Below are 15,680 nucleotides of genomic sequence, written 5' to 3' on the forward strand. Positions count from 1 at the left end.
CTACTACGCGGCCACAGACCGCGCCTACCAAAACTGTTTACAGGGGACTCAGCTTGCTGTCGCCCTTGAGGCTGGCCGGCGGCCAGTTCTCGAGGCGCATGCCCAGGGACAGACCGCGAGAAGCCAGAACATCCTTGATTTCGGTCAGAGACTTCTTGCCCAGGTTCGGGGTCTTCAGCAGCTCTACTTCGGTGCGCTGGATCAGATCACCGATGTAGTAGATATTTTCTGCCTTCAGACAGTTGGCCGAACGAACGGTCAACTCCAGGTCATCAACCGGGCGCAACAGCACCGGATCAACTTCCGGCTCCTCAGCCTTCGGCTGGGACTCCTTCTCGCCTTCCAGATCCACAAACACTGCCAGCTGCTGCTGCAGGATGGTGGCGGCACGACGAATCGCCTCTTCCGGATCCAGAGTACCGTTGGTCTCCAGGTCCAATACCAGCTTGTCCAGGTCAGTACGCTGCTCTACACGCGCAGATTCTACGCTGTAGGAAACACGGCGAACCGGGCTGTACGAAGCGTCCAGTTGCAGACGGCCGATCGAGCGCGACTCTTCCTCTTCGTCACGACGGGCGTCGGCAGGCTGGTAGCCACGGCCGCGCGCCACTGTCAGACGCAGGCTGAGTTCGACGTCGCCAGTGATATTGGCGATCACGTGTTCGGGATTCACGATCTCGATATCGTGATCGACCTGGATATCTCCAGCGGTCACCGCACCCGGGCCCTTCTTGCTCAGGCTCAGTACCGCCTGATCTTTGCCGTGCATGACCACGGCGATTTCCTTCAGGTTGAGCAGGATTTCAATTACGTCTTCCTGCACACCTTCAATCGCGCTGTACTCGTGCTCAACACCGTCGATCTCGACTTCGGTGACGGCGCAGCCCGGCATGGAGGACAGCAGGATGCGACGCAGCGCATTGCCGAGAGTGTGGCCGAAACCACGCTCCAGGGGCTCCAGAACCACTTTAGCGTGGTTCGGGTTGTACTCGGTGACGTCAATACGACGAGGTGTCAAAAACTCGTTGACAGCAGTCTGCATAGCCATACCTGTTTACAGTTGGATTCCTTAAAGTGGACTAAGTCTTACTTGGAGTAAAGTTCCACGATAAGGCTTTCGTTGATCTCTGCCGGCAGATCCACGCGATCCGGAACGCGCTTGAAAGTGCCTTCCAGCTTGCTCGCGTTTACGTCTACCCACTCGACATCGCCGCGTGCGGCGGAGAGGGAAACGGAATTCTGGATACGCAGCTGCTTCTTGGCTTTTTCGCGCACTGCGATGACATCGCCTTCTTTCACTTGGTAAGACGGGATGTTTACAGTGCTGCCATTTACAAGGATCGCCTTGTGGGAAACCAGCTGACGCGCTTCAGCGCGGGTAGAGCCAAAGCCCATGCGGTAAACCACGTTGTCCAGGCGCTTCTCCAGCAGTTGCAGCAGGTTTTCACCAGTGGCGCCCTTCAGACGCGCCGCTTCCTTATAGTAGTTGCGGAACTGCTTTTCCAGTACGCCGTAGATGCGGCGAACTTTCTGCTTTTCACGCAGCTGAACGCCATAGTCAGACAGGCGGCCACGGCCGGCGCCGTGCTGACCCGGCTTGGATTCCGCGCGACACTTGGAGTCGTGCGGACGTACGCCGCTTTTCAGCTGCAGATCGGTACCTTCCCGACGGGAAAGCTTACATTTCGGTCCAATATAACGTGCCATTTTGTCAGCCCCCTCTTACACGCGACGTTTCTTGGGCGGACGACAACCGTTATGCGGGATCGGCGTCACGTCGGTGATGTTGGTGATCTTGTAGCCGCAGTTGTTCAGCGCGCGAACAGCAGATTCGCGGCCGGGGCCAGGGCCCTTCACTTCTACGTCAAGGTTTTTCAGGCCGTACTCCTGAGCGGCAGTACCTGCGCGCTCGGCGGCAACCTGGGCTGCAAATGGCGTGCTCTTACGAGAGCCACGGAAACCGGAACCACCTGAGGTGGCCCAGCTGAGGGTATTACCCTGACGATCAGTGATCGTAACGATCGTGTTGTTGAACGATGCGTGGATGTGGGCAATACCGTCGACAACGGTCTTTTTGACCTTTTTGCGAACAGTAGTTTTTGGCTTAGCCATACCAGTATCCTAAATCCTGTATCAAATCCCGCCTCGATAGGAGGCCGGGCTTGTTAAACCGCGACTTGCGTTTCAGTCCTGGAACTTACTTGCGAATCGGCTTGCGCGGACCCTTGCGGGTGCGGGCATTGGTCTTGGTGCGCTGACCGCGGAGCGGCAGGCTGCGACGATGGCGCAGACCGCGGAAACAACCCAGGTCCATCAGACGTTTGATGTTCATGGATACTTCACGGCGCAGGTCGCCCTCTACGGTGTGCTTAGCAACTTCACCGCGGATGGATTCGATCTGGTCTTCAGACAGATCGCGGATTTTGGTGGATTCAGCGATACCAACCGCTGCCAAAATAGACTTAGCCGTGGTGCGACCAACCCCGTAGATATGGGTCAGGGAGATCACGGCGTGCTTGTGGTCTGGTACATTGACACCAGCAATACGTGCCATAGAGGCGTACTCCACGTATTGAGAGCCACTTACTACGAATAAGCGTGTGACTCAGCTTTGAATTCGGCGCTGACAGCGACTAAAAAACTGGCGGCGCCACCAAAAAGGCGCGCAAGAATAGCTTTTCAGACACTAAATTGCAATAGCCCACGCCCCCTACGGTTGCCCGAAGAGGATGCGGACGACAGTCAACGCCCCCTAATTGAAACCAACAAAGTGTGACTCTGCGGTCTCCACCACCGACCCGGGAGAGCCTGCGGTGTCGCCGATATTCGCGGGGGCCGCGATTACCGGCTTGTTCCAGCAAGTTTTGCGTATGGCGGCCGAGGCCGCCACGCAAGGACTGTACAGCCCAGTATTAGCCTTGACGCTGCTTGTGACGCGGCTCAGCGCTGCAGATAACCCGCAGAACACCTTTGCGACGCACGATTTTGCAGTTACGGCAGATCTTTTTAACAGAAGCGCGTACTTTCATGACCTTACCTCAATTCAATCAAACTGCGAGCAGGTGACGCACTAGCGACGACCGTAGCTTTGCAGGTTCGCTTTTTTCATCAAACCTTCGTACTGGTGAGACAGCAGGTGCGATTGTACCTGAGCCATAAAGTCCATCACTACCACCACAACGATCAGCAGTGAGGTACCCCCCAGATAGAAGGGAACATTCAGTCCTACCACCAGGAACTGCGGCAGCAGGGAAACCAGCGCGATATATACGGCACCTACCAGAGTGAGACGGGTCAGCACGCTGTCGATGTAACGTGCAGTCTGCTCACCGGGACGGATACCGGGCACATAAGCGCCGGATTTCTTCAGGTTATCCGCCACTTCATTCGGGTTGAACATCAACGCCGTGTAGAAGAAGCAGAAGAAACCAATCAGCAGTGCGAACAAAATAATGTTCAGCGGCTGACCCGGGCCCAGCTGCAGTGCCATCCACTGCAGAATCTGCGCGCCTACACCTTCACCGCCCTGGCCAAACCACTGCGCCAGTGTGGCCGGGAACAGCAGGATACTGCTGGCGAAGATCACCGGAATAACACCGGCCATATTCACCTTCAGTGGCAGGTGGCTGGACTGCGCAGCCGGAGCTGCGGAGTAGCGACCGGCCTGGCGGCGGGCATGGTTGATAGTGATGCGACGCTGTCCGCGCTCCATCACTACCACAAAGTACACAACCGCGAGGGCGACAAAACCGATCGCCAGCAGCAACAGAATGTGCAGCTCGCCTTGGCGCGCCTGTTCAAACGCCTGACCGACGGCACTGGGCAGGCCCGCAACGATACCTGCGAAGATCAACATCGAGATACCGTTACCGACACCGCGCTCGGTGATCTGCTCACCCAGCCACATCATGAACACCGCACCGGTTACCAGTGACGTTACCGCCACAAAGTAGAAACCGAATGCCGGCTCAGCAGAGTAAGCCAGATTCTGGCCGGCCAGACCGAAGGTCATGCCGATACCCTGGATCAATGCCAGCACTACCGTCAGGTAACGGGTGTACTGGTTGATCTTGCGCCGTCCGGCGTCCCCCTCCTTCTTCAATGCTTCCAGAGAGGGCGTCACCGCGGTCATCAACTGCATGATGATGGACGCGGAGATGTAGGGCATGATGCCCAGCGCCAGAATACTCATGCGTTCCAGGGCGCCGCCGGAGAACATGTTAAACAGGCCCAGGATCGTGCCCTGGTTCTGATTAAACAGGTTCGACAGCTTTTCCGGGTCTATACCGGGCACCGGAATATGCGTTCCAAAGCGATAAACAAGAATCGCGAGGAACAGAAAACGAAGGCGAGCCCAAAGCTCGCCCAATCCCTTGCTGTTGCCCAGGGGATTTACACCGGATCCTGGTCGTGCCATTGGGGCCTCAATTAGTCTTCTACTTTACCGCCAGCAGCTTCGATGGCCGCTTTTGCACCCTTGGTGACGCCCAGACCTTTAACGGTTACCGCTTTGGTCAGCTCGCCAGACAGGAACACTTTGGCGCGTTTAATGTGGCTGCCGATAATATCGGCATTCTTCAGCGCTGCCAAATCGATTACGTCGGCGTCCACCTTGGCCAGCTCCGCCAGGCGTACTTCCGCAACGAAGCGGGATACACGCGCGGTGAAGCCGTATTTCGGCAGGCGCTTCTGCAGCGGCATCTGACCGCCTTCGAAACCCGGACGTACAGAGCCGCCGGAGCGCGCTTTCTGGCCCTTGTGGCCGCGGCCGCCGGTTTTACCCAGACCGCTACCGATACCACGACCAACGCGCTTGGCGCTGTGCTTGTGGCCTTCTGCGGGAGACAGTTCGTTCAAACGCATCTTATTCCCCCTCAACCTTAACCAGGTAGTTAACTTTGTTGATCATGCCGCGCACAGAGGGAGTGTCTTCCACTTCCACAGTGTGACCGATGCGGCGCAGGCCCAGACCGGCAACGCACGCCTGATGGCTCTTCAGGCGTCCGTGAATGCTTTTGGTCTGGGTGACTTTAATGGTCTTCTTAGCCATGGTCTTAACCCACTAATAACCTTTGGTCCGAGCCTCAATTAGCCCAGGATTTCTTCGACTGATTTGCCACGCTTGGCTGCAACGTCTTCCGGGCTCTGCATTTGTTCCAGAGCACTGAAGGTTGCACGCACTACGTTCACCGGATTGGTGGAGCCGTAGCACTTGGCCAGTACGTTGTGTACGCCAGCCATTTCCAGTACGGAGCGCATGGCACCGCCGGCGATAACACCGGTACCCTGGGAAGCGGGCTGCATGTAAACCTTGGAACCGCCGTGACGACCGTTGGTCGCGTACTGAATGGTGTCACCGTTCAGTTCAACCTGGATCATGTTGCGACGCGCAGCCTCCATCGCCTTCTGGATGGCAACCGGCACTTCGCGTGCCTTGCCGCGGCCGAAGCCAACGCGGCCGTTGCCGTCGCCGACTACGGTCAGTGCGGTAAAGGCGAAGATGCGACCACCTTTAACAGTCTTGGCAACGCGATTGACCTGGACCAGCTTTTCCTGCAGGCCTTCGTCGTTGCTTTTGTCTTTCTCTCTAGCCATAACTCAACCCTTAGAATTTCAGACCGGCTTCGCGGGCAGCGTCAGCCAGAGCCTTGACGCGGCCATGGTATTTAAAACCGCTGCGGTCGAAGGCAACTTGTTCAACGCCAGCAGCCTTGGCGCGCTCGGCGATCAGGGTGCCTACCGCAGTAGCGGCATCGACGTTACCGGTTTTACCTGCGCGCAGGTCCTTGTCGAGGGTAGAGGCGGAGGCCAATACCTTGTCGCCATCGGCGGACAGGATCTGTGCGTAAATGTGACGCGGCGTGCGGTTCACGGTCAGGCGAACGGCGCCGAGCTCGCGGATCTTAGCGCGGGCACGACGTGCACGACGCAAGCGAGATGCTTTCTTAACGTTCATATCTATGCCCTATTTACTTCTTCTTGGCCTCTTTGCGATACACGCGCTCATCGGCGTAACGGACACCCTTACCTTTGTAGGGCTCCGGCGGACGGAAAGCGCGGATCTCGGCGGCCACTTGGCCCAGCAGCTGTTTGTTGCTGCTCTTCAGTACGATTTCAGTCTGAGACGGCGTTTCCGCAGTCACGCCTTCCGGCAGCTGATAATCGATCGGGTGGGAGAAGCCCAGGGTCAGGTTTACGGTCTTACCGGACGCCTTAGCGCGGTAACCAACACCCAGCAACTGCAGCTTCTTCTCGAAGCCCTGGCTGACACCTACCACCATGTTGTTGACCAGAGCGCGGGTAGTACCTGCCAGCGCCTTGGCCTGCTTGGAATTGTTACGTGCCGCGAAAGTCAGCTGGCTGTCAGCCTCACTCACTTCTACGTCGCCGTGGATCACCATGCTCAGGTTACCGTTACCGCCTTTTACAGCGATATCCTGACCTTTCAGGTCAACAGTAACACCTGCGGGGATTTTTACTGGATCATTTGCTACTCGAGACATACTAACCCCCGCTTAGAATACGGTGCAGAGCACTTCGCCACCGACACCAGCCTGGCGCGCAGCGCGATCAGTCATCACACCCTTGGAGGTGGAGACGATAGCGATACCCAGGCCACCGCGTACGGTCGGCAGAGCTTTCTTGCCAGTGTAAGCGCGCAGACCCGGACGGGAAACGCGAACCAGCTCGGCGATAACCGGCTTGCCCTGGAAGTATTTCAAGGCAATGGTCAGCTCCGGCTTGGCACCTTCGCTTACGTTGACATCAGTGATGTAGCCTTCGCCTTTCAGTACTTCGGCTACGGCCACTTTCAGTTTGGATGAAGGCAGGGTGACTTCGGCCTTTCCGCGCGCCAGGGCGTTGCGGATGCGAGTCAGCATATCTGCCAACGGATCTTGCATACTCATTTGTTAAGACTCCTCAAGTCTGCCTTTTACCAGCTGGACTTAACCAGGCCGGGAACATCACCACGCATGGCTGCTTCGCGCAGTTTGTTACGGCACAGGCCGAACTTGCGGTAGACAGCGTGGGGGCGACCAGTGATACGGCAGCGGCGTTGCTGACGTACCGGGCTTGCATCGCGCGGCAGTTTCTGCAGCTTGAGTTGAGCCTCCCACTGCTCTTCTTCAGTAGCAGTGGGACTGGCGATGATCGCCTTCAGCTCTTGACGCTTTTCGGCGTACTTAGCTGCGGTTCGAGCGCGCTTCTTCTCACGCGCAATCATGGATTTCTTCGCCATGGAATCCTCTTAACCCTTGAACGGGAAGTTAAACGCTTTCAGCAGCGCACGACCTTGATCGTCGTTAGCCGCTGTAGTGGTAATACAAATATCCAGACCGCGGAGTTTGTCTACTTTGTCGTAGTCAACTTCCGGGAAGATAATTTGCTCGGTCACACCCATAGAGAAGTTGCCGCGGCCGTCAAACTGCTTCGGGCTGATGCCACGGAAGTCACGGATACGCGGGATCGCGATGTCGACCAGACGCTCCAGGAACTCGTACATGCGCTCACCGCGCAGAGTCACCTTGCAGCCGATCGGCCAACCGTCGCGAATCTTAAAGCCCGCAATTGACTTGCGCGCTTTGGTCACGATGGGCTTTTGACCAGTAATTGCCGTCATGTCACTGACGGCGTGCTCCAGCACCTTCTTGTCACCAACAGCCTCACCAACACCCATGTTGATGGTGATCTTGGTGATGCGCGGCACTGCCATCACATTGTCGAGCCCCAGCTCTTCTTTCAGCTTGGGCGCGAGTTCTTTCGTGTAGAGCTCTTTAAGCTTTGCCATGATCTACCAACCTGCTTCTGCGCCTACAGCCTTAGATGGCTTCGCCGCTGGATTTGAAGACGCGAATCTTAGTGCCGTCTTCCAGTACTTTAAAGCCTACCCGGTCAGCCTTTTGGGTGTTGGGGTTGAAGATGGCTACGTTGGAAGCCTGGATCGCGGCCTCCTTCTCTACGATGCCACCGGCAACGCCCAGCTGGGGGTTCGGCTTTTGATGTTTCTTGATCATCTGTACACCGGAAACGATCAGGCGACCGTCGTTCAGCACCTTACGTACTGTACCGCGCTTGCCTTTGTCGCGACCGGCGATAACGATCACTTCGTCGTCACGCTTGATCTTGCGCATAACTCTATTTCTCCGCCTCAGGCTTAGATAACTTCCGGTGCCAGCGAGATGATCTTCATGAACTTCTCACCGCGCAGCTCGCGAGTTACCGGGCCAAAAATACGGGTGCCGACCGGCGCCAGTTGCTGGTTCAGCAGTACCGCTGCGTTATCGTCAAATTTGATCAGGGAACCGTCCGCACGGCGCACACCTTTTTTGGTGCGAACCACAACGGCGTTCATAACCTGGCCTTTCTTCACTTTACCGCGGGGAATGGCTTCCTTAACGGTCACCTTGATAATGTCGCCCACGCCGGCATAACGACGATGGGAGCCGCCCAGCACCTTGATGCACATGACACGGCGAGCCCCACTGTTGTCAGCTACTTCTAAGTAGGATTCCGCTTGAATCATCGTCTCTCTCCGAAACTCTTCAATGCGCTAGGGGTTAAACCTTCGCCGCACGCTCTACAATTTTCTGCAAAGCCCAGGATTTACTCTTGGACAGCGGACGAGACTCTTCGATGGTTACAACATCACCGATGTTGCACTCATTGTTCTCATCATGTGCCTTGAGCTTGGTGGACTTGCTCACAATTTTGCCGTAGATCGGGTGCTTAACACGGCGCTCGATCAAAACGGTGATGGTTTTATCCATCTTGTCACTCACAACCTTACCGGTCAGAGTACGCTTCAGTTTTGCTTCAGCCATGATTAATTACCTGCCTTCTCGGTCAACACAGTCTTAATGCGAGCAATGTCGCGACGAGTCTGCTTCAGCAGATGAGTCTGAGTCAGCTGACCGGTGGACTTTTGCATGCGAAGCTTGAACTGAGCCTCGAGCTGATTCAGCAATTCCTGGTTCAGCTCTTCAACTGACTTTTCGCGTAGATCTGCAGTCTTCATTACATCACCGAACGCTTAACGAAAGTTGTCTTTACAGGCAGCTTGGCTGCGGCGAGCTCGAAAGCTTCGCGAGCCAGATCTTCGGACACACCCTCCATTTCGTAGAGGACCTTGCCCGGCTGGATCTGAGCCACCCAGTATTCAACGCCACCTTTACCTTTACCCATCCGTACTTCGAGGGGCTTGTTGGTAATGGGCTTGTCCGGAAACACGCGAATCCAGATCTTACCGCCACGCTTTACGTGACGAGTCATTGCGCGACGAGCCGCTTCGATCTGGCGCGCAGTAATGCGACCGCGACCGATGGCTTTCAAGCCGAACTCGCCAAAGCTCACTTTAGAGCCGCGCTGAGAAAGACCGCGGTTGCGACCCTTCTGTACCTTGCGGAATTTTGTACGCTTTGGTTGCAGCATTTGCGTACCCCTTATTTAGCAGCTTTCTTGCGGGTCTTCTTCGGCTGCTCATCGGGGATTTCGTCACCGATGACTTCACCTTTGAAGATCCAGACTTTGATACCGATGATGCCGTAGGTAGTCATCGCTTCATGGGTGGCGTAGTCGATATTCGCACGCAGGGTGTGCAGCGGCACACGTCCTTCGCGATACCACTCGGTACGTGCGATTTCCGCACCGCCGAGACGGCCACTTACCTGAATCTTGATACCTTCGGCACCTTGACGCATGGCGTTCTGCACCGCGCGCTTCATCGCGCGACGAAACATTACGCGGCGTTCCAGCTGCTGGGCGACGTTCTGGGCTACCAGAGCGGCGTCCATGTCCGGCTTGCGCACTTCTTCAATGTCGATGTGCACCGGCACGCCCATCTGCGCGCTTACTTCATTGCGCAGACGCTCTACGTCTTCACCTTTTTTACCGATCACGATGCCGGGGCGAGCGGTGTGAATGGTCACACGCGCGGTATTCGCCGGACGCTCGATCTCGATACGGCTCACGGAAGCGTGGGCCAGTTTTTTGCGAATGTAATCGCGAACTTTCAGATCCGTGTACAGCTTGTCTGCGTACTCGTCGCTGCCGGCATACCAAACAGAAGTATGCTTTTTAACGATACCCAGACGAATGCCGGTAGGATGTACTTTTTGTCCCATGGTTTTCTCGCCTGCTCTCTTATTTCTCGGCCACTTTCACAGTAATGTGACAAGTACGCTTAAGAATGCGGTCAGCACGACCCTTGGCGCGCGGCTTAATGCGCTTCATGGTCATACCTTCATCCACGAAAATGGTGGATACCTTCAGCTCGTCAACGTCAGCACCTTCGTTGTGCTCGGCGTTGGCGATGGCCGACTCCAGAACCTTCTTGACGATCGCCGCACCTTTCTTCTGGCTGAACGCCAGAATATCCAGGGCTTCTTCAACGCCTTTACCGCGAATCTGATCAGCTACCAGTCGCGCCTTTTGCGCCGACAGACGAGCGCCGCGTAATTTTGCTGCTACTTCCATCGTTATAACCTCGGCTTAGCGCTTCTTCGCTTTCTTGTCCGCAGCGTGACCGCGGTAAGTGCGGGTAGCGGCGAACTCGCCCAGCTTGTGGCCAACCATTTCTTCGTTAACCAGTACGGGCACGTGTTGACGACCGTTGTGCACGGCAATCGTCAGTCCAACCATTTCCGGCATAATCATGGAACGGCGGGACCAGGTTTTAATCGGTCGACGATCATTGGCTGCAATCGCCGCCTCCACCTTTTTGATCAAATGCAGATCAATAAAGGGACCTTTCTTTAATGAGCGTGGCACTGTCGATTCCTCTCTAGCTGCTCAGACATCGCGCGGCTTACTTGCCGCGGCGACGTACAATCATCTTATCGGTGCGCTTGTTCTTGCGCGTTTTCTTACCCTTGGTAGGTACGCCCCACGGAGTTACCGGGTGACGGCCACCAGAGGTACGACCTTCACCACCACCGTGCGGGTGATCCACCGGGTTCATCGCCACACCGCGAACGGTCGGGCGAACACCGCGCCAGCGCTTGGCACCAGCTTTACCCAGCTTGCGCAGGCTGTGCTCGGAGTTACTCACTTCACCCAGGGTGGCGCGACACTCGGACAGAACCTTACGCATTTCACCGGAGCGCAGACGAATGGTCGCGTACTGACCTTCGCGAGCTACCAGCTGTACAGAGGCACCGGCAGAACGGGCCAGCTGAGCGCCTTTGCCAGGCTTCAGCTCAACACCGTGAATTACGGAACCCACCGGGATGTTGCGCAGCGGCAGAGTGTTGCCCACAACGATCGGAGCAGCATCGCCGGACTGAACGGTAGCACCCGCTTTCAGACCTTTCGGCGCGATGATGTAACGACGCTCGCCGTCTGCGTAGCAAACGAGGGCGATGTGCGCACTGCGGTTCGGATCGTACTCCAGACGCTCAACCTTGGCCGGAATACCGTCCTTGTTGCGCTTGAAGTCGACTATGCGGTAGTGCTGCTTGTGACCACCACCGATATGACGGGTGGTGATACGGCCAGCATTGTTGCGACCACCGCTTTTGCTCTTGCTCTCTACCAGAGGCGCGTAAGGCGCACCCTTGTGCAGGTCGGGGTTAACAACCTTGACCAGGTGGCGACGGCCGGCAGAGGTCGGTTTTGTTTTTACAATAGCCATTGTAACTGTCCCCTTTACTCAGCAGCTTCAAAGTTGATGTCGCTGCCTTCGGCCAGGCGAACGTAGGCTTTTTTCCAGTCGTTGCGCTGGCCCATGCCGAAACGCGTACGCTTGGTTTTGCCTTTCACGTTCACGGTGCGAACCTGCTCAACAGAAACGTTGAACAGCTTTTCAACCGCAGCCGCGATCTCGGCTTTAGTGGCATCGGTGGTAACCTTGAAAACCACCTGGTTGGCAGAGTCCGCCAACACAGCAGCCTTTTCGGAAATTACCGGGCCCAGCAGTACTTTGTAGAGTCGCTCTTGGTTCATCCCAGCACCTCTTCAATTTTCTTGAGCGCAGAAACGGTAACCACGACTTTGTCGAAGCGAATCAGGCTTACCGGATCGATGCCCTGTACGTCGCGCACGTCGATCTTGTGCAGGTTGCGCGCGGCCAGGTAGAGGTTTTCACTCACCTCTTCGGTCACGATCAACGCGTCGGACAGATCGAACTGAGCCAGCTTGCTCACCAGCTGCTTGGTTTTGGGCGCGTCCACATCGAAGGACTCAACCACAACCAGGCGCTCCTGACGGGCCAGCTCAGACAGAATGCAGCGCAGAGCAGCGCGGTACATTTTCTTGTTCAGCTTGACGCTGTGATCACGCGGCTCAGCGGCGAAGGTTACGCCACCGGAGCGCCACAGCGGGCTGCGGATAGTACCGGCGCGAGCGCGGCCAGTACCCTTTTGACGCCAAGGCTTCTTGCCGCCGCCGGAAACGTCAGCGCGATTCTTCTGCGCTTTAGTACCCTGACGGGCACCAGCCATGTAGGCGACAACGGCCTGGTGTACCAGGTCCTGATTGAATTCACGACCGAAAGTCACTTCAGAGACAGCTACAGTGCCTTTAGCGCCTTCGGGAGTAGCGATATTCAGTTCCATATCTATTTCCCCTCAGACTTAGGCTTTAACTGCCGGACGAACGATAACGTTGCCACCCGGCGCACCCGGAACGGCACCCTTAACCAGCAGCAGGTTGCGTTCGGCATCGACACGAACCACTTCCAGGTTCTGCACGGTTACACGCTCAGCACCCATGTGACCGGCCATCTTCTTGCCTTTCCACACTCGACCAGGAGTCTGGCACTGACCGATAGAACCGGGAGCGCGGTGAGACAGAGAGTTACCGTGGGTTGCGTCCTGGGTACGGAAATTCCAGCGCTTAACGCCACCCTGGAAACCTTTACCTTTGGAAGTGCCGGTTACGTCAATCATCTGACCAGCTTCAAAGCCAGAAACAGTGATTTCAGAACCGATTTCGAAAGTCTCGTCAGAACCGTCAGTGCGCAGTTCGAAGAGAGCAGAGCCAGCCTCAACATTGGCTTTGGCGAAGTGGCCCGCGTGGGGCTTGGAGACACGGGAAGCCTTACGGTTGCCCACGGTTACCTGAACCGCTGCATAGCCGTCGGTTTCCACAGTTTTCACCTGAGTGACGCGATTCGGAGCTACCTCGATAACGGTAACCGGAATAGAAGCGCCATCTTCGGTGAAGATGCGAGTCATGCCGCTCTTGCGGCCGACAATACCTATAGTCATCTTTTCAACCTCTCAGTGCACGGGGCTTTAACCCACTGCGGCCGCCCAGTTTCAGAGCGTTACACTACCCGGACCTTTTTCGCCCGGGATTCGGTAGTTAATTAAAAGTGTTAGCCGAGACTAATCTGAACCTCAACACCGGCCGCCAGATCGAGCTTCATCAGCGCGTCGACGGTTTTTTCGGTGGGCTCAACAATGTCCAGCAAACGCTTGTGGGTACGAATCTCGTACTGGTCGCGCGCGTCTTTGTTGACGTGCGGAGAAATCAGCACGGTGTACTTCTCTTTGCGAGTCGGCAGCGGAATGGGACCGCGAACCTGCGCGCCAGTGCGCTTGGCCGTCTCGACGATCTCCTGGGTAGACGCGTCGATTAACTTGTGATCGAACGCCTTCAGGCGAATTCGGATGCGTTGACCCTGCATGGAATCAAACTCCAACTTAAAAACTAAAGAACGTCCTTTTACGCAGCCCCGAGGGCGGGCGAAAAGGAGCGCGAATTCTACGGGCGATATCAGCGCCTGTCAACCGGGTTGCCGACTTACTTTCAGCGGGGGCCCTCCGGCACAAATCTACGTGCCCGCAAACTACAATTGGGTACCGGTAGCCGAAAGAGGGCAGAGAAATGACTATTGCCGCCAGAGTGAGTCAGTATTTGCGCGACCAGTCGGTCGACTACCAGCTGGTACAGCACCCACACAGCCATACCAGCCGGGAAAGTGCTCATGCCGCCCATGTGCGTGAGGACCAGGTAGCCAAAGCCATCCTGCTGAAGGACGATGAAGGGTACGTCATGGCGGTCATTCCCGCCAGCAGTAGCTTGGACATGCGTGCAGTTCACGACGAGACAGGTCGCAACCAGCTGCAGATGGTACCGGAGGATGAACTGGGTCGCGTCTTTCCAGACTGCGAACTGGGTGCCCTGCCCCCGCTCGGGCAGGCCTACGGTATCTCCACACTGCTGGACAGCAGCCTTGGCCGCTGCGACACCGTCTACTTTGAAGCCGGCGACCACGAGGAACTGGTGGAAATGGACGGCTCCCGATTTGCACGATTGTTTTCGAGCAGCCGCAGCTGTGACCTGAGCAAAGACTGGCCGTAACAGAAGCCAAGCTCCAGGGACTGGAGCCGGCGCCCGGCTTATCCGCCAAACCGCTGTGCAATGGCAGAGGGGTACACTCACCTCTTCGCCATCAGCGGCCTAGTCTATACTGACCGATAACCTATAATAAATTGAGACAATCCCGTGCACAGGGCAGGCCAAAATGGGCTACAAGCCACTAGAGAAGGAAAATTCTGACAGTCTGTTGATGCTTTTCGCCCTGCTGATCACTACAGCCATGGTCTTCGCCTTCCTGTGCGGCTTCTTCTGGATATACACGAATCTCCCCCAAATCAATCCCGCAGCCGCCAAGCTGGTGCAAGCTTACCCGGTAGCCGCGCCGGCAGCGGCACTGAGCTGCATCTGCATGGCTCCAGCAACGTTTTTTATGCTGTTTGCCCTCTACCACCGCCGCACTGACCGCACGGAATTCGAGATTCTGGCCGATCCGGACAATCTCTCCTGATCCAGACACAGCAATAGCCACAGGGCACCGACACACCCATGGCTGAGATTTCCACGCCCCCAAAACAAAAAAGCCGCAGCGTTTCCGCTGCGGCTTTTTCATTAGATCAGGAGCAGTAATTACTCGACGATCTTGGCAACAACGCCGGCGCCAACAGTACGGCCACCTTCACGGATCGCGAAGCGCAGGCCTTCTTCCATGGCGATCGGAGCAATCAGAGTAACAGTCATCTGAATGTTGTCGCCCGGCATTACCATCTCGGTACCTTCCGGCAGCTCACACGCACCGGTCACGTCGGTGGTACGGAAGTAGAACTGCGGACGGTAGCCCTTGAAGAACGGGGTGTGACGACCACCTTCGTCCTTGGACAGGATGTACACTTCCGCTTCGAACTTGGTGTGCGGAGTGATGGAACCCGGCTTGGCCAGTACCTGACCACGCTCTACTTCGTCACGCTTGGTGCCGCGCAGCAGGGCGCCGATGTTCTCACCAGCACGACCTTCGTCGAGCAGTTTGCGGAACATTTCCACACCAGTACAGGTGGTAGTGGTGGTGTCCTTGATACCAACGATTTCGATCTCGTCGCCGGTACGGATAATGCCACGCTCTACACGACCGGTTACTACGGTACCGCGACCGGAAATGGAGAATACGTCTTCGATCGGCATCAAGAACGGCTGGTCTACCGCACGCTCCGGCTCCGGGATGTACTCGTCCAGGGTTTCAACCAGCTTCTTAACAGCGGTAGTACCCATTTCGTTGTCGTCTTCGCCGTTCAGGGCCATCAGGGCGGAACCAACGATGATCGGGGTGTCGTCACCCGGGAACTCGTACTGGTCCAGAAGTTCGCGAACTTCCATTTCTACCAGCTCGAGCAGCTCTTCGTCGTCGACCATGTCGGCTTTGTTCA

At 56.5% G+C, this 15,680-nt stretch carries 30 protein-coding genes; 2 read left to right on the forward strand and 28 right to left on the reverse strand.

The features are described 5' to 3' along the window. Window positions 1-37: 37 nt before the first annotated feature. From BLW36_RS16470 to rpsJ, 27 genes are all read right to left on the reverse strand, one after another. Window positions 38-1,042: a DNA-directed RNA polymerase subunit alpha gene (locus BLW36_RS16470; RefSeq protein WP_091391174.1), complete on the reverse strand. Its 1,005-nt coding sequence runs from the start codon at window positions 1,040-1,042 to the stop codon at window positions 38-40. 44 nt (window positions 1,043-1,086) lie between these two features. Beyond that, window positions 1,087-1,707 carry a 30S ribosomal protein S4 gene (gene rpsD, locus BLW36_RS16475; RefSeq protein WP_091391175.1) on the reverse strand — a complete coding sequence of 207 codons (621 nt, stop codon included), beginning with the start codon at window positions 1,705-1,707 and terminating at the stop codon, window positions 1,087-1,089. A 15-nt stretch (window positions 1,708-1,722) separates the two neighbouring features. Beyond that, a complete protein-coding gene (gene rpsK / locus BLW36_RS16480; RefSeq protein ID WP_091391176.1) occupies window positions 1,723-2,112 on the reverse strand; it encodes a 30S ribosomal protein S11 in 390 nt (129 codons plus the stop codon). Between the two features lie 85 nt (window positions 2,113-2,197). Further along, window positions 2,198-2,554, reverse strand: a complete 357-nt coding sequence (gene rpsM / locus BLW36_RS16485) for a 30S ribosomal protein S13 (RefSeq protein WP_073277529.1) — start codon at window positions 2,552-2,554, stop codon at window positions 2,198-2,200. A gap of 358 nt (window positions 2,555-2,912) precedes the next feature. After that, on the reverse strand, window positions 2,913-3,029 hold the full coding sequence (gene rpmJ, locus BLW36_RS16490; protein WP_010133825.1) for a 50S ribosomal protein L36: 117 nt from the start codon (window positions 3,027-3,029) through the stop codon (window positions 2,913-2,915). 41 nt (window positions 3,030-3,070) lie between these two features. Further along, a complete protein-coding gene (gene secY / locus BLW36_RS16495) occupies window positions 3,071-4,417 on the reverse strand; it encodes a preprotein translocase subunit SecY (RefSeq protein ID WP_091391177.1) in 1,347 nt (448 codons plus the stop codon). 11 nt (window positions 4,418-4,428) lie between these two features. After that, entirely contained in the window at window positions 4,429-4,863 is a 435-nt protein-coding gene (rplO, locus tag BLW36_RS16500) for a 50S ribosomal protein L15 (RefSeq protein ID WP_091391178.1), read from the reverse strand. A 1-nt stretch (window position 4,864) separates the two neighbouring features. Continuing rightward, window positions 4,865-5,050 (reverse strand): 50S ribosomal protein L30, encoded by a 186-nt coding sequence (gene rpmD / locus BLW36_RS16505; RefSeq protein WP_091391179.1) that lies wholly within the window; start codon window positions 5,048-5,050, stop codon window positions 4,865-4,867. Window positions 5,051-5,088: 38 nt separating this feature from the next. After that, window positions 5,089-5,595 carry a 30S ribosomal protein S5 gene (rpsE, locus tag BLW36_RS16510; RefSeq protein WP_091391180.1) on the reverse strand — a complete coding sequence of 169 codons (507 nt, stop codon included), beginning with the start codon at window positions 5,593-5,595 and terminating at the stop codon, window positions 5,089-5,091. Window positions 5,596-5,605: 10 nt separating this feature from the next. After that, complete coding sequence (rplR, locus tag BLW36_RS16515; protein WP_091391181.1) at window positions 5,606-5,956, reverse strand: 50S ribosomal protein L18; 351 nt, start codon at window positions 5,954-5,956, stop codon at window positions 5,606-5,608. A gap of 13 nt (window positions 5,957-5,969) precedes the next feature. Next, the gene (gene rplF / locus BLW36_RS16520; RefSeq protein ID WP_091391182.1) at window positions 5,970-6,503 is read right to left on the reverse strand and encodes a 50S ribosomal protein L6; all 534 of its coding nucleotides are present in this window, start codon (window positions 6,501-6,503) and stop codon (window positions 5,970-5,972) included. 12 nt (window positions 6,504-6,515) lie between these two features. Beyond that, a complete protein-coding gene (gene rpsH / locus BLW36_RS16525; RefSeq protein ID WP_091391183.1) occupies window positions 6,516-6,908 on the reverse strand; it encodes a 30S ribosomal protein S8 in 393 nt (130 codons plus the stop codon). A 26-nt stretch (window positions 6,909-6,934) separates the two neighbouring features. Next, window positions 6,935-7,240, reverse strand: a complete 306-nt coding sequence (rpsN, locus tag BLW36_RS16530) for a 30S ribosomal protein S14 (protein WP_091391184.1) — start codon at window positions 7,238-7,240, stop codon at window positions 6,935-6,937. Window positions 7,241-7,249: 9 nt separating this feature from the next. Continuing rightward, the gene (gene rplE, locus BLW36_RS16535; protein ID WP_091391185.1) at window positions 7,250-7,789 is read right to left on the reverse strand and encodes a 50S ribosomal protein L5; all 540 of its coding nucleotides are present in this window, start codon (window positions 7,787-7,789) and stop codon (window positions 7,250-7,252) included. 31 nt (window positions 7,790-7,820) lie between these two features. Then, window positions 7,821-8,132 (reverse strand): 50S ribosomal protein L24, encoded by a 312-nt coding sequence (gene rplX, locus BLW36_RS16540; RefSeq protein ID WP_091391186.1) that lies wholly within the window; start codon window positions 8,130-8,132, stop codon window positions 7,821-7,823. A gap of 23 nt (window positions 8,133-8,155) precedes the next feature. Then, entirely contained in the window at window positions 8,156-8,524 is a 369-nt protein-coding gene (gene rplN / locus BLW36_RS16545) for a 50S ribosomal protein L14 (RefSeq protein WP_067151032.1), read from the reverse strand. Between the two features lie 34 nt (window positions 8,525-8,558). Further along, a complete protein-coding gene (gene rpsQ, locus BLW36_RS16550; protein WP_091391187.1) occupies window positions 8,559-8,822 on the reverse strand; it encodes a 30S ribosomal protein S17 in 264 nt (87 codons plus the stop codon). 2 nt (window positions 8,823-8,824) lie between these two features. After that, window positions 8,825-9,016 (reverse strand): 50S ribosomal protein L29, encoded by a 192-nt coding sequence (gene rpmC, locus BLW36_RS16555; protein ID WP_069946927.1) that lies wholly within the window; start codon window positions 9,014-9,016, stop codon window positions 8,825-8,827. Beyond that, the gene (rplP, locus tag BLW36_RS16560; RefSeq protein WP_073277504.1) at window positions 9,016-9,429 is read right to left on the reverse strand and encodes a 50S ribosomal protein L16; all 414 of its coding nucleotides are present in this window, start codon (window positions 9,427-9,429) and stop codon (window positions 9,016-9,018) included. Before rplP ends, rpmC begins: the two co-directional genes overlap by 1 nt. Before the next feature lie 11 nt (window positions 9,430-9,440). Continuing rightward, window positions 9,441-10,121, reverse strand: coding sequence for a 30S ribosomal protein S3 (gene rpsC / locus BLW36_RS16565; RefSeq protein WP_091391188.1), 681 nt, complete (start codon window positions 10,119-10,121; stop codon window positions 9,441-9,443). A gap of 19 nt (window positions 10,122-10,140) precedes the next feature. Further along, window positions 10,141-10,473 carry a 50S ribosomal protein L22 gene (rplV, locus tag BLW36_RS16570; RefSeq protein ID WP_069946925.1) on the reverse strand — a complete coding sequence of 111 codons (333 nt, stop codon included), beginning with the start codon at window positions 10,471-10,473 and terminating at the stop codon, window positions 10,141-10,143. A 15-nt stretch (window positions 10,474-10,488) separates the two neighbouring features. Beyond that, window positions 10,489-10,767: a 30S ribosomal protein S19 gene (gene rpsS / locus BLW36_RS16575; RefSeq protein ID WP_069946924.1), complete on the reverse strand. Its 279-nt coding sequence runs from the start codon at window positions 10,765-10,767 to the stop codon at window positions 10,489-10,491. 37 nt (window positions 10,768-10,804) lie between these two features. Continuing rightward, entirely contained in the window at window positions 10,805-11,629 is an 825-nt protein-coding gene (gene rplB / locus BLW36_RS16580; protein ID WP_091391189.1) for a 50S ribosomal protein L2, read from the reverse strand. 14 nt (window positions 11,630-11,643) lie between these two features. Further along, window positions 11,644-11,940 (reverse strand): 50S ribosomal protein L23, encoded by a 297-nt coding sequence (gene rplW / locus BLW36_RS16585; protein ID WP_091391190.1) that lies wholly within the window; start codon window positions 11,938-11,940, stop codon window positions 11,644-11,646. After that, window positions 11,937-12,551, reverse strand: a complete 615-nt coding sequence (gene rplD / locus BLW36_RS16590) for a 50S ribosomal protein L4 (protein ID WP_091391191.1) — start codon at window positions 12,549-12,551, stop codon at window positions 11,937-11,939. Before rplD ends, rplW begins: the two co-directional genes overlap by 4 nt. An 18-nt stretch (window positions 12,552-12,569) precedes the next feature. Continuing rightward, window positions 12,570-13,205 carry a 50S ribosomal protein L3 gene (gene rplC, locus BLW36_RS16595; RefSeq protein ID WP_091391192.1) on the reverse strand — a complete coding sequence of 212 codons (636 nt, stop codon included), beginning with the start codon at window positions 13,203-13,205 and terminating at the stop codon, window positions 12,570-12,572. A gap of 110 nt (window positions 13,206-13,315) precedes the next feature. Next, window positions 13,316-13,627 (reverse strand): 30S ribosomal protein S10, encoded by a 312-nt coding sequence (gene rpsJ / locus BLW36_RS16600; protein WP_010133849.1) that lies wholly within the window; start codon window positions 13,625-13,627, stop codon window positions 13,316-13,318. Window positions 13,628-13,827: 200 nt separating this feature from the next. Here rpsJ and BLW36_RS16605 point away from each other — a divergent pair, with 200 nt between their 5' ends. After that, window positions 13,828-14,304, forward strand: a complete 477-nt coding sequence (locus BLW36_RS16605; RefSeq protein WP_091391193.1) for an aminoacyl-tRNA deacylase — start codon at window positions 13,828-13,830, stop codon at window positions 14,302-14,304. Between the two features lie 163 nt (window positions 14,305-14,467). After that, window positions 14,468-14,770: a hypothetical protein gene (locus BLW36_RS16610; protein WP_091391194.1), complete on the forward strand. Its 303-nt coding sequence runs from the start codon at window positions 14,468-14,470 to the stop codon at window positions 14,768-14,770. Window positions 14,771-14,889: 119 nt separating this feature from the next. On the opposite strand, the gene BLW36_RS16615 is transcribed toward BLW36_RS16610, so the two are convergent. Then, window positions 14,890-15,680: elongation factor Tu (locus BLW36_RS16615; protein ID WP_091391202.1), on the reverse strand; the 791-nt coding region annotated here is incomplete at its 5' end.

Source organism: Microbulbifer marinus (assembly GCF_900107725.1).
Taxonomy (GTDB): domain Bacteria; phylum Pseudomonadota; class Gammaproteobacteria; order Pseudomonadales; family Cellvibrionaceae; genus Microbulbifer; species Microbulbifer marinus.